The sequence below is a fragment of the Streptomyces sp. WAC05292 genome (assembly GCF_003949955.1).
Classification (GTDB): Bacteria; Actinomycetota; Actinomycetes; order Streptomycetales; family Streptomycetaceae; genus Streptomyces; species Streptomyces globosus.
Window position 1 is genome coordinate 1 of sequence record NZ_RPSE01000152.1, and the last position, 12,968, is coordinate 12,968.

8 protein-coding genes are annotated in these 12,968 nt (G+C 72.7%); 5 read left to right on the plus strand and 3 right to left on the minus strand.

All coding sequences use genetic code 11. From position 1 onward, the window contains the following. Positions 1-131 precede the first annotated feature (131 nt). From EF903_RS17560 to EF903_RS17570, 3 genes are all read right to left on the minus strand, one after another. Positions 132-1,751: a PucR family transcriptional regulator gene (locus EF903_RS17560; RefSeq protein WP_125544231.1), complete on the minus strand. Its 1,620-nt coding sequence runs from the start codon at positions 1,749-1,751 to the stop codon at positions 132-134. A gap of 73 nt (positions 1,752-1,824) precedes the next feature. Then, positions 1,825-3,207, minus strand: coding sequence for an FAD-binding oxidoreductase (locus tag EF903_RS17565; RefSeq protein ID WP_125544233.1), 1,383 nt, complete (start codon positions 3,205-3,207; stop codon positions 1,825-1,827). A gap of 99 nt (positions 3,208-3,306) precedes the next feature. Then, a complete protein-coding gene (locus EF903_RS17570) occupies positions 3,307-5,112 on the minus strand; it encodes a glycoside hydrolase family 15 protein (protein WP_125544235.1) in 1,806 nt (601 codons plus the stop codon). Positions 5,113-5,594: 482 nt separating this feature from the next. On the opposite strand from EF903_RS17570, the gene EF903_RS17575 reads away from it, so the two are divergent. The 5 genes from EF903_RS17575 to EF903_RS17595 all read left to right on the plus strand — a co-directional run bounded on the left by EF903_RS17575 (position 5,595) and on the right by EF903_RS17595 (position 12,835). Further along, positions 5,595-7,241 (plus strand): CTP synthase, encoded by a 1,647-nt coding sequence (locus EF903_RS17575; protein WP_125544237.1) that lies wholly within the window; start codon positions 5,595-5,597, stop codon positions 7,239-7,241. Positions 7,242-7,324: 83 nt separating this feature from the next. Beyond that, positions 7,325-7,954: an NUDIX hydrolase gene (locus EF903_RS17580; protein ID WP_125544239.1), complete on the plus strand. Its 630-nt coding sequence runs from the start codon at positions 7,325-7,327 to the stop codon at positions 7,952-7,954. Between the two features lie 70 nt (positions 7,955-8,024). Continuing rightward, positions 8,025-10,073, plus strand: a complete 2,049-nt coding sequence (locus EF903_RS17585) for a tetratricopeptide repeat protein (RefSeq protein WP_125544241.1) — start codon at positions 8,025-8,027, stop codon at positions 10,071-10,073. Positions 10,074-10,223: 150 nt separating this feature from the next. After that, the gene (gene ald / locus EF903_RS17590) at positions 10,224-11,339 is read left to right on the plus strand and encodes an alanine dehydrogenase (RefSeq protein WP_125544243.1); all 1,116 of its coding nucleotides are present in this window, start codon (positions 10,224-10,226) and stop codon (positions 11,337-11,339) included. A gap of 335 nt (positions 11,340-11,674) precedes the next feature. Beyond that, positions 11,675-12,835, plus strand: coding sequence for a ParA family protein (locus EF903_RS17595; protein ID WP_114056969.1), 1,161 nt, complete (start codon positions 11,675-11,677; stop codon positions 12,833-12,835). Positions 12,836-12,968 lie beyond the last annotated feature (133 nt).

Sequence of the window (12,968 nt, forward strand, 5' to 3'; positions counted from 1 at the left end):
ACCTGGACGACCCGGAGACGGTCCTGTCCCTGAGCCTGGCCCTCAGAGCCCGCCGCCACACAACGCCCTGACCCCGCCGACCGAGCCCCCGGGGCCGGGGGAGGGGCCGGGCGGGGGCTCGGTCGGCGGGGTCAGGGCGTTGTGTGGCGGCGGGCTCTGAGGGCCAGGCTCAGGGACAGGACCGTCTCCGGGTCGTCCAGGTCGGTGCCGAGGAGGTCCGCGATGCGGGCCAGGCGGTTGTAGAGGGTCTGGCGGTTCAGGTGCAGCTCCCGCGCCGTTTCCGCCTTGCGGCCGGCGTGGGCCAGATACGTCTCCAGCGTCGGCAGCAGCGCCGGCCGCGACACCGCGTCGTGGGCGCGCAGCGCCCCGATCGCCCGCTCCACGAACGCCGCCAGGTCGGGATGCTCCCGGAGCCGCCACAGCAGCAGGTCGATGTCGAGCCGGCGGGCGTCGTACCAGGGCCGGGCCGGCAGGCCGTGGGCGGCGGTGGCGGTTTCCGCCGCGTGCCGCAGCCCGGCCGAGGCGGCCGCCCACCCGCCGGCGACGCCGACGACGACGGCCGCGGGCGCCCCGGCGCGCTCCACCCCGGCGCGTTCGAGCCCGGCGCGCAGCGCGGCCGCGACCCGGTCGGCGACGGCCGTCCGCTCGGACTCGGCCCGCAGCGACACCAGCAGCGGCACCCTGCCCTCGACGGGCCGCACCCCGAGCAGCACCGGCGCGCCGACCGCCGACAGCTCCTCCAGGACGGCCCGGGCCAGCACGGCCCAGTTCCCCGACGGCCCGAGGTCGGCGGACAGCCGCATCACCACCGGCAGCAGCGGCCCGTCCCCGGGCCGGAACCCGAGCACCCGGGCCTGCGCGGGTGCGTCCTCGGCGGAGATGCGGCCCTCCGCGAGGTCGGTCAGGAAGTCGCCGCGGCCCCGCGCCGCGAGTTCCTCCTCCTGCCGGGCCTGCATCATGACCACCGCCAGGACGCCCGCGGTCCGCTCGGCGGCCATGCGGTGCACCGGCAGCAGCGGCGCCGACACCCCGAGCAGGACGAGCCGCGCCCGGACGGATCCGGTGCCGGGCCCGCCGCCCGGCACGTCGACGACGACGGCGTGGCCCGACGGCTCGGCGGCCCGCTGGCCGCGCAGCCCCTCCCACACCTGGAGCGGGTCGGCGGCGGCCTCGCCCGCCACGGGGCCGGCCCCGTACAGCAGTTGTCCGTCGGGGGTCTCCAGGAACACCGGGTTCGCCGTGAAGTCGGCGAGGATGCGCAGCACTTGCGGGATGCCGCCGCCGCCGAGGAGGGCCTGCGTGCAGCGGCCGTGCACCTCCTCGGCCCGCTGGAGGAGCGCGTAGTGCCCGTTGACGATCTCGGTGTGGACCTCCTCCGTGACCGCCACGAACGGCACTTCGCGGTGCAGCTGCACCAGCGGCAGCCCGGCCGCCCGCGCCGTGTCGACGAGGGTCGCGGGCAGCCTGGTGAAGCGCGGCCCCAGCTCGACGACCAGCGCGGCGATGCCGCGCTCCGCGAGGCGGCGTACGAACGCCCGCTGCTCGGCGGGCCGGGTGCCGAGCCCCAGGCCGGTCGTCAGGAGCAGCTCCCCGCCCTTGAGGAGCGACGCGATGTTCGGGACCTCGCCGGCGTGGACCCAGCGCACGGTACGGCCCAGGCGGTCGGCGCACGCCACCACCTCCGGCAGCCCGCTGCGCAGTCCGGGGAGCTCGAGGGCCCGCTGAACGGTGATCCCGCCCTGGTTGTCCATGCCGCGGGACGCTACCGGGCGTCCTGCGCCGTTCCAAGACGGGTCGGCGTCCGCGGCCACGGTCGCCGTCCGGCTACAGGGGGGTGATGTTGTGGTTGAAGCGGAAGACGTTGTCGGGGTCGTACTCCCGCTTCACGGTGCGCAGCCGGTGCAGGTTCTCCGCGCCGACGCCGGCGACGATCCGCTCGGGCCCCTCGTCGCCGGTGAAGTTCAGGTACACGGCGCCGGTGCTCCACGGGCGGGCGTCGGCGCGGACGCCCCGCACCCATGCCATGGCCCGTTCGTCGTCGGCGGGGTCCTCCCACACTCCGAAGGGGTGCACGACCCACGGCGCGTCCCGGTAGGGCACCGGCCACTGCCGGGGGCCGGCGGCGATCGCGCCGCCCTGCGGGAACAGGACGTGCTGGCAGTTGGACGGGACGGGCATGGATGCGGCGCGCGAGCAGAACACGTCCAGCATGTCGTCGGGCGCGCCTGTCAGGTACTCGGCGGACCAGTAGTTCCGCAGGCCCGGCGGGTCGTCGAGCATGCACGCGAAGTCCGCGTACGGCAGCTCGGCGATGAGCTCGGCTTCGTGCGGGACGGCGAGGAGGGGCGCGGCCGCCTTGCGGACGCCGTCCTCGGGGCCGGTGAAGGTGAGGATCGCGGCGGCGAGGAGCGTGCCGTGCAAGTGGGCCGGGACGAAGTCCTCCGGAGGGCCGGTCAGGTAGATGAAGCCGCCGCCGAGGTCGTCGGGGCCGTCCTCCACGGCGTCCCGGTAGGCGCGGGCCAGCGCGGGCCCGTGCTCGGGCAGCGCCATCAGCAGGGCGAAGGAGAAGGCGGGGAGGTCGTGCAGGCGCAGGGTGAGCGAGGTGGCGATGCCGAAGTTGCCGCCGCCGCCGTGCAGTGCCCAGAAAAGTTCGGGGTTCTCCTGGGCCGTGGCCTCCACGACGGAGCCGTCGGCGGTGACGAGTTCGGCACCGAGGAGGTTGTCGACGGCCAGGCCGAACTTGCGGTCGGTCCAGCCGCTGCCGCCGCCGAGGACGTAGCCGCCGACGCCGGTGGTGGAGACCCGCCCTCCGGTCGTGGAGAGCTTGTACGGCTCGCAGGCCCGGTCGAGGTCGCCCATGACGGCGCCGCCGGCGACGCGGACGGCCCGGGCCGCCGGGTGGACCGCCACGTCGTTCATGAGGCGCAGGTCGATCACCAGGCCGCCGTCGTTCAGGGACATGCCCGCGACGCTGTGGCCGCCGCCGCGCACGGCGACGGGCAGGTCGAGGTCGCGTGCGAAGCGGACGGCGGTGACGACGTCCTCGACGCTCTCGCAGCGGGCGATCACGGCGGGCCGCCGGTCGATCATCGCGTTGAAGATGCGCCGGGCGTCGTCGTAGCCCGGATCGCCGGGGGCGAAGACCTCGCCGGCCAGGTCTTCACGGAGCGCGGCGAGCGCGTTGCCCGCCTTGGAGAGGGGAGCCATCGCCAACCCCTCCTTCCCGAGCGGTCGAGGGACCCCTCCAGGGTAGGCGGGCCCCACCCGGGCGGCGCGCCGGAAGCGGCCCGCCGCCCGGCGGTCCCGTCAGCCGCCGTACGCGCCGCTCGCGGTCAGCCGCAGCGCGGTGTCGATCAGCGGGACGTGGCTGAACGCCTGAGGGAAGTTGCCGACCTGCCGCTGGAGGCGCGGGTCCCACTCCTCCGCCAGCAGGCCCAGGTCGTTGCGCAGGGCGAGCAGCTTCTCGAAGAGGTGGCGGGCCTCGTCGACCCGGCCGATCATCGCCAGGTCGTCGGCCATCCAGAACGAGCAGGCCAGGAAGGCGCCCTCGTCGCCCTCCAGCCCGTCGACGCCCGCCTCCTCGCCCGCGGTCGGGTAGCGCAGGATGAACCCGTCGGGCGTGGACAGCTCGCGCTGGATCGCCTCGATGGTGCCGATGACCCGCTTGTCGTCCGGCGGCAGGAAGCCCATCTGCGGGATCAGCAGCAGCGAGGCGTCCAGCTCCTTGGAGCCGTAGGACTGCGTGAAGGTGTTGCGCTCCTTGTCGTAGCCCTTCTCGCAGACGTCCTGGTGGATCTCGTCGCGCAGCTCCCGCCAGCGCTCCAGCGGGCCGTCCGCGTCTCCGCTCTCGATCAGCTTGATCGTCCGGTCGACCGCCACCCAGGCCATCACCTTGGAGTGCACGAAGTGCCGGCGCGGGCCGCGGACCTCCCAGATGCCCTCGTCGGGCTGGTCCCAGTGCTGCTCCAGGTACTTGATCAGCTTCAGCTGGAGCACCGAGGCGTAGTCGTTGCGGGCCAGGCCCGTCATGTGGCCGAGGTGCAGGGCCTCGGTGACCTCGCCGTAGACGTCCAGCTGGAGCTGGTGGGCGGCGCCGTTGCCGACGCGGACGGGGCGGGAGCCCTCGTAGCCGGGGAGCCAGTCCAGTTCGGTCTCGCCGAGCTCCCGCTCGCCGGCGATCCCGTACATGATCTGCAGGTTCTCCGGGTCGCCGGCGACGGCGCGCAGCAGCCACTCGCGCCACGCCTGGGCCTCTTCGCGGTAGCCGGTGCGCAGCAGCGAGGAGAGGGTGATGGCGGCGTCGCGCAGCCAGGTGTAGCGGTAGTCCCAGTTCCGCACGCCGCCGATCTCCTCGGGCAGGGAGGTGGTCGGGGCGGCGACGATTCCGCCGGTCGGGCCGTACGTCAGCGCCTTGAGCGTGATCAGGGAGCGGATGACGGCCTCCCGGTAGGGGCCGTGGTACGTGCAGTGGTCGACCCACTCGCGCCAGAAGTCCGTGGTCGCGGTCAGCGCGGCCGCCGCGTCGGGGACCTCGGGCGCGGCGCGGTGCGAGGGCGCCCAGCTGATGCAGAAGGCCACCCGGTCGCCGGGGCCGACGGTGAAGTCGGAGTACGTCGTCAGGTCCCTGCCGTAGGTCTGCGCGTCGGTGTCCAGCCACACCGAGTCGGGGCCCGCGACGGCCACGGTGCGCTGGTCGACCTTGTGGACCCAGGGCACGACCCGCCCGTAGCTGAACCGCATGCGCAGCGAGGACCGCATCGGCACCCGCCCGCTGACGCCCTCCACGATGCGGACCAGCTGCGGGGCGTGGTCCTCGCGCGGCGGCATGAAGTCGATCACCCTGACGGTGCCGCGCGGGGTGTCCCACTCGGACTCCAGGACCAGCGAGTCGCCCCGGTAGCGGCGGCGGTCGGCGTACGGGGCCGCGGCTCCGGCCTGGCCGGCCGGGCCGATGCGCCAGAATCCGTGGTCCTCCGTTCCGAGAAGGCTCGCGAAGACGGCGTGGGAGTCGAAGCGGGGAAGGCACAGCCAGTCCACCGATCCGTCCCGGCAGACCAGTGCGGCGGTCTGCGTGTCTCCGATCAGTGCGTAATCCTCGATGCGCCCGGACACGATGCTTCTCCAGTCGAACGGCCACGTCCGCCCCGAAGGGCGCTTGCATTGCGCGGTTGCGCGGTCTTCCCGTGTGTGGATCCCCGCACTGAGCTCATGATTCCGGATGCGGCCGGGTTACGCCGTCTGCCGGACTGCTCGGCGGCGATGTGGAGCGATATCCGAGCAGGATATGACGGCACCCTAGTGATCCCCTGAAGTCTCGGGGGAATGCCGCTCGGCCGAACGGGTGACCGGCCCGGATGCCGCCCGACCGGCCCAGCGGGCGGCCCGTCGCGCAGCGTGGGGCGGCCGTGGCGGGGCGTGCCCGGAGGCGGAGCGCGCCGGGCGCTGATAGGCTGGTACCCCGTGGACCGGTGGTCTGCCTGTGCGAATCAGGCACCCCGAAACCGCAGCTTCGGCGCCCCCTGAGACCTTCCGGTTCGACGGTGGCCGGCGCCGGACGCACCTCACTTCGCGACCACGGGAGCCCCCTCTTGGCGATGCCGCCCAAATCCCTGACGACCAAGCACATCTTCGTCACCGGAGGTGTCGCCTCGTCCCTCGGCAAGGGCCTCACGGCCTCCAGCCTGGGTGCGCTGCTGAAGGCGCGCGGCCTGCGGGTCACCATGCAGAAGCTCGACCCGTACCTGAACGTCGACCCGGGCACCATGAACCCGTTCCAGCACGGCGAGGTGTTCGTCACCAACGACGGCGCCGAGACGGACCTGGACATCGGCCACTACGAGCGCTTCCTCGACGTCGACCTCGACGGCTCGGCCAACGTGACCACGGGCCAGGTCTACTCGACGGTCATCGCCAAGGAGCGCCGCGGCGAGTACCTGGGCGACACCGTGCAGGTCATCCCGCACATCACCAACGAGATCAAGCACCGCATCCGGCGGATGGCGACCGAGGACGTCGACGTCGTCATCACCGAGGTCGGCGGCACCGTCGGCGACATCGAGTCCCTGCCGTTCCTGGAGACCGTCCGCCAGGTCCGCCACGAGGTCGGCCGCGACAACGTCTTCGTCGTGCACATCTCGCTGCTCCCCTACATCGGCCCCTCGGGCGAGCTGAAGACCAAGCCGACCCAGCACTCGGTCGCCGCCCTGCGCAACATCGGCATCCAGCCCGACGCGATCGTGCTGCGCGCCGACCGGGACGTGCCGACCTCCATCAAGCGCAAGATCTCGCTGATGTGCGATGTCGACGAGGCCGCCGTGGTCGCCGCCATCGACGCCAAGTCGATCTACGACATCCCGAAGGTCCTGCACACCGAGGGCCTCGACGCGTACGTCGTCCGCAAGCTCGACCTGCCGTTCCGCGACGTGGACTGGACGGTCTGGGAGGACCTCCTCGACCGGGTCCACAACCCCGACCACGAGGTCAAGGTCGCGCTCGTCGGCAAGTACATCGACCTGCCCGACGCCTACCTGTCGGTCACCGAGGCGCTGCGCGCCGGCGGCTTCGCCAACCGGGCCCGCGTCCAGATCAAGTGGGTCACCTCCGACGACTGCAAGACCCCGGCCGGCGCGGCCGCCCAGCTGGCGGACGTGGACGCGATCTGCGTCCCCGGCGGCTTCGGCGACCGCGGCGTGAACGGCAAGGTCGGCGCGATCACCTACGCCCGCGAGAACAAGATCCCGCTGCTCGGCCTGTGCCTGGGCCTGCAGTGCGTGGTCATCGAGGCGGCCCGGAACCTGGGCGGCATCGAGGAGGCCAACTCCACCGAGTTCGACCCCTCCACCCCGCACCCGGTCATCTCGACGATGGAGGAGCAGCTGGCCTTCGTCGAGGGCGCCGGCGACCTCGGCGGCACCATGCGCCTGGGCATGTACCCGGCGAAGCTCGCCGAGGGCTCGATCGTCCGCGAGGTCTACGGCGACCAGGCGTACGTCGACGAGCGCCACCGCCACCGCTACGAGGTGAACAACGCCTACCGCGGCGAGCTGGAGAAGACCGGCCTCGTCTTCTCCGGCACCTCTCCGGACAACAAGCTCGTCGAGTACGTCGAGTACCCGCGCGAGGTGCACCCCTACCTGGTGGCCACCCAGGCCCACCCGGAGCTGCGCTCCCGCCCGACGCGCCCGCACCCGCTCTTCGCCGGCCTGGTCAAGGCAGCGGTGGAGCGCAAGACCGGCAAGTGACGGTCTGACCGAGGGCATACGGTAGACAGCCGGGGCACGGACGTCCGTGCCCCGGCTGTCACGTGTGCGGAGGGTTTCGGGGAATGATCATCAAGGACACGGCCGAGTCGTGGGAGACGCTGTCGAGCCGGCGCCCCTTCGAGGGGAAGAAGACGGCGGTCGTCTCGGACGAGGTCCGCATGCCCGACGGCTCCGCCGCCACCCGCGACTACCAGGCCCACCCCGGCTCCGTGTGCGTCCTCGCCTACGACGAGCAGGGGCGGGTCCTGGTGCTGAAGCAGTACCGCCACCCCGTGCGGCACCGGCTGTGGGAGCTCCCGGCCGGCCTGCTCGACGTGCCCGGCGAGAACCCGCTGCACGCCGCGCAGCGCGAGCTGTACGAGGAGGCGCACGTCAAGGCCGAGGACTGGCGGGTGCTGGTCGACTTCTTCGCCTCGCCCGGCGGCTCCGACGAGGCGATCCGCGTCTTCCTCGCGCGCGGCCTCGCCGACGCCGAGGGCGACCGCTTCGAGGTCTCGGAGGAGGAAGCCGACATGGAGGTGGCCCGGGTACCGCTGGCCGACCTCGTGCGCGGCGTCCTCGCCGGCGACCTCGGCAACCCGGGCCTCGCCAACGGCGTCCTGGCGCTCCAGGCGGCGCTCGCCGCCGAGGGCGGCCTCGATGCGCTGCGCCCCGCGCAGGCCCCCTGGCCGGCCCGCCCGTACGAGGTCTGAGGCCGTACGCCCGCGGGGACGGGCCCCCGAACGGCGGGGCGGTGTGACCATCCGCTGATCCGATCGGGGGATGCGCCCGCCCCGCCCGCCACGGGTCGTCGCTCTGCGTGAACTACGCTCGCACCCCGAAGGCAGGGAGAGGAGCGGATCCGTGGCGGATTTCGTCGGGCGGCGGCGCGAGCTGAAGGAGCTGCGCGAGGACATCGCGCGCACGGGCCTCGACACCCTTTCCGGCCGCAAGGCCAAGTCCCCCCGCGCCCGGCTCCTCCTCATCGCCGGCCGTCCCGGGTCCGGGCGCACCGCGCTCGCCGAGGCCCTCGTCCGGCAGGTCGCCGCCGACTACCCCGACGGCGTGCTGCGCGTCCGGCTGACCGCCCCCGGCGGCGAGGGCATCACCACCGAACGGGCCCTGCGGATCCTGCTGGAGGGCCTCGGCGAGGCCACGCCGCCGGGCGCCTCCGAGGACGAGCTCAGCTCGGTCCTGCGCGCCGCCCTGGCCGGAAGGCGCGTGATCCTGCTCGTCGACGACGCCGCCGACCCCTACCAGGTCGACGCCCTGCTCCCCGACACCCCCGAGTGCCTGGTCGTGCTGACCGCCGAGGGCCCGCTCACCGGAATCCCGGACGTCCGCCCCTGCACCCTGGGCGGACTGGAGCCCCCGGCCGCCGTCGAGATGCTCGCCCGCCTCATCGGCACCACCCGCATCGCCGCCGACCCGCGGGCCGCCGAGGACCTCGCCGAGGCCTGCGGGGGCCTCCCCGCCGTCCTCGCCATGGTCGGCGGGTGGCTCGCCGCCCGCCCCAAGGCCGCCGTCGCCGACACCGCCAAGCAGCTCCACGACATGCCGGCGGGCGGCTCCGGACCCCTCGGGCGGGCCTTCCGGCTCGTCTACGAGTCCCTCCCGCAGCCGGCCCAGCGGACCCTCCGGCTGCTGCCGCTCGCGCCCGCCGGAACCGTCGACTCGCACACCGCCTCCGCCCTGGCCGGCTGCTCCGTGGCCGCCGCCCAGGCCCTCCTGGAGGACTTCGCCGGCCTCGGCCTGCTCCGGCACGCCCCCGACGGCCTGTTCCTGCTTCCCGGCTGCCTCGCCCCGCTGCTGCGCAGCCTGCTGGAGGCCAAGGAGCGGCCCGCGGAGGTCCAGCTCGCCCGCGCCCGGATGCTGGAGCGCACCGTCCGCCTGCTGCACTCCTGCAGCGCCATGACCGACGCGGAGGACGCGGAGGACGTGCGCGAGCAGCTGGAGGGGCTGCCGCGCGCCCTGCGCTTCGCCGACCGGCGGGCCGCCGCCACCTGGCTGGAGAGCCGGCTGCCCGCCCTGACGGCCTCGGCGGTCCTCGCCGTCGCCGACGGCGGCCTGGACACCCTGGCCCGCCGGCTCGTCGCGGGCCTGGTCCGGGCCCTGGCCGAGCACCGGGGCACCGCGGCCGCCGCACCCGAGCTGTACGGGCTGCACCGGCTCGTCCTCGACGTCGCCGAGCGGCGCAGCCTGTACCGGGAGCAGGCCGCGGCCCTGCTGAACATCGCCGACCTCGACGCCGAGACGGGCCGGACCCGGGAGGCCCTGGAGCGCTACCGGGCCGCGCTGGACGCCGGTCGGGCCGCGAACGACCCGTACGCGACGGGCCGCGCGATGGAATCCGTAGGCGGCGCCTACCAGGAGCTCTCCGACTGGCACCGGGCCGCCGACTGGTTCGGCCGCGCCCTGGCCCAGGCGCTGGCCCGCGGGGAGCGGGCGGACGAGGCCCGGCTGTACGGGCGGCTCGGCAACGCGCACACCCACGCCGGCCGGTACGGGGACGCGCTGCGCGCCTGGCGGGCGGCCGCCGCCGGCTACCGGAAGCTGGGCGATGTCCCCGGCCAGGCAAAGGCGTTGAGCGAGATGGCCCGGATCCAGGAGTACGCCGGACGGCCCGAGGAATCGCTGCACACGTGCCGGGAGGCGGTCGAGCTCGCGCGCCGCGCCGGGGACCTGCGGCTGCAGGCCGCGCTCCAGGTCAGGCTGGCCGACACCCTCGACCGGCTGGGCGATCCCGCGGCGGCCCGGCTGCACCGCTCGGCGGCTGACAGACTGCTGGGAGACGACCCCGCGGCCTGCGAAATCCGCAGTGGTAACGACTGAGATTATTGGTTTGCAAGGCTAGACAGCGCCTCATCCTTCATTAGACTGGCTCCACCACGTCATCTCGTGGTGCATCCCGTTGCGCGCCTTGTGGACGGGTATGTATGGAAGTGCCCCGAAAATCCCCTGAGCCAAGGACCGTGATCGACGATGAAGGTCGGCATCCCCCGCGAGGTCAAGAACAACGAGTTCCGGGTCGCCATCACGCCTGCCGGCGTGCATGAGCTGGTCCGCAACGGCCACCAGGTCTTCATCGAGCAGAACGCCGGTGTCGGCTCCTCGATCTCGGACGCCGAGTACGTGGCCGCGGGCGCGGAGATCCTCCCCACCGCCGACGAGGTCTGGGCGACCGCCGACCTGCTGCTGAAGGTCAAGGAGCCCATCGCGGAGGAGTACCACCGCCTCCGCAAGGACCAGACGCTCTTCACCTACCTGCACCTGGCGGCCTCCCGCGAGTGCACGGACGCCCTGCTGGAGTCCGGCACCACCGCCATCGCCTACGAGACGGTCGAGCTCGCCAACCGCGCGCTGCCCCTCCTCGCCCCGATGTCCGAGGTCGCGGGCCGCCTCGCCCCGCAGGTCGGCGCCTACCACCTGATGCGCTCGGCCGGCGGCCGCGGCGTGCTCCCGGGTGGCGTCCCCGGCACCCACGCCGGCGAGTGCGTCGTCATCGGCGGCGGCGTCTCCGGCTGGAACGCGGTCCAGATCGCCATCGGCATGGGCTTCCACGTGACCCTGCTCGACAGGGACATCAACAAGCTCCGCGAGGCCGACAAGATCTTCGGCACCAAGGTCAAGACCATCGTCTCCAACGCCTACGAGCTGGAGAAGGCCGTCGTCGAGGCCGACCTCGTCATCGGCGCCGTGCTGATCCCGGGTGCGAAGGCCCCGAAGCTGGTCACCAACGAGCTCGTCGCCAAGATGAAGCCCGGAAGTGTCCTTGTCGACATTGCGATCGACCAGGGCGGCTGCTTCGAGGACTCCCGTCCGACCACGCACGCCGAGCCGACCTTCCAGGTCCACAACTCGGTCTTCTACTGCGTCGCCAACATGCCGGGCGCCGTCCCGAACACCTCCACCTACGCCCTCACCAACGCCACGCTGCCCTACATCGTGCAGCTCGCGAACCTGGGCTGGGTCGAGGCGCTGCGCCGCGACCCGGCGCTCGCCCTGGGCCTCAACACCCATGACGGCAAGGTCGTTTACGGTCCGGTCGCCGAGGCCCACGGCCTCGAGACCGTCGAGATCGGCACGCTGCTCGGCTGAGCCGTACGACCCGTCAACGACTGACGTCAATCTCACGTCCCCGGCCGGACCTTGCGCGCAAGGTCCGGCCGGGCGCGTTTGCCGCGAGCGGGCCGGCCGGGCCCAACTCGCCTCAAAGGTAGCCCTTTAACCCTTTCGCACACCTGCGAAACTTCACAGTGACGGGTCCGACGCCCTTGACAGAGCGGTGTTCGGTTGCCGACACATCGTTGCCGGTCCGGTGGATTGTGTTGCCGCTGGGCGGTGACACGCCATAGAGTCGCCAACCGTCGGCATGGTGCCACGCTGACCTATCGATAAGTGTCCTGGTCACATCCGAGGAGGTAAGACGACTTGTGAATGAGTCGACATTTACTCCTGGGGGTGGTCGCGCAGGGACGCCCGAGCGGGGCCAGGGTCCGGCCGGGCTCGAAGCGGTCGGCTCCGTCGCAGTCCGCACGTTCGCAAACCACCAGCACATGACGACGCCCCAAAAGAGCATGGACGGCCTAGACGTGAACTCCACGGCCGGCGACCACAGCGGCGATGCGCCCATTGGTTTCGCCGACTACGACCAGGTGCCCGAGGGGCACTTCTACGACCCCGACGCGGAATACGAGCCCGACCCCGAGTACGCGGCCACCCTCGCGCCCGACGCTGCCCGCCAGCGCCGCGAGCGGATCGGCCCGACCGGACGTCCGCTGCCGTACTTCCCGATCCCGGGTCCGCTGACCGACCACGGTCCGGCGAAGATCATCGCGATGTGCAACCAGAAGGGCGGCGTCGGCAAGACCACGTCGACCATCAACCTGGGCGCCGCACTCGCCGAGTACGGGCGGCGGGTCCTCCTCGTCGACTTCGACCCGCAGGGCGCGCTGTCCGTGGGCCTCGGCGTGAACCCGATGGAACTCGACCTGACGGTCTACAACCTGCTCATGGAGCGGGGCATGTCGGCCGACGAGGTGCTGCTGAAGACGGCGGTCCCCAACATGGACCTCCTGCCGAGCAACATCGACCTGTCGGCCGCCGAGGTGCAGCTGGTCAGCGAGGTCGCGCGCGAGTCGACGCTCCAGCGGGCCCTGAAGCCGCTGATGAACGACTACGACTACATCGTGATCGACTGCCAGCCCTCGCTCGGCCTGCTGACCGTCAATGCCCTGACGGCGGCCCACAAGGTCATCGTCCCGCTGGAGTGCGAGTTCTTCGCGCTGCGCGGCGTGGCCCTGCTGACCGAGACCATCGAGAAGGTGCAGGAGCGGCTCAACCCGGAGCTGGAGCTCGACGGCATCCTCGCCACGATGTACGACTCCCGCACGGTGCACAGCCGCGAGGTGCTGGCGCGCGTCGTCGAGGCGTTCGACGACCACGTCTACCACACGGTCATCGGCCGCACCGTGCGCTTCCCGGAGACCACGGTCGCCGGCGAGCCGATCACCACGTACGCCTCGAACTCCGTCGGTGCCGCCGCCTACCGCCAACTGGCCAGGGAGGTGCTCGCCCGGTGTCACGCCGAGTGAGTCTGCCCGGAGCCGACGAACTGTTCCGTACGACCGGGGGGATGGCGCTGCAGTCGTCCTCGCCGAAGCGGGGCGGCGAGGAAGCCGCGGCCGCCCTGCCCGACCACTCGGCGGTGGCGGGGGAGGGCACGGC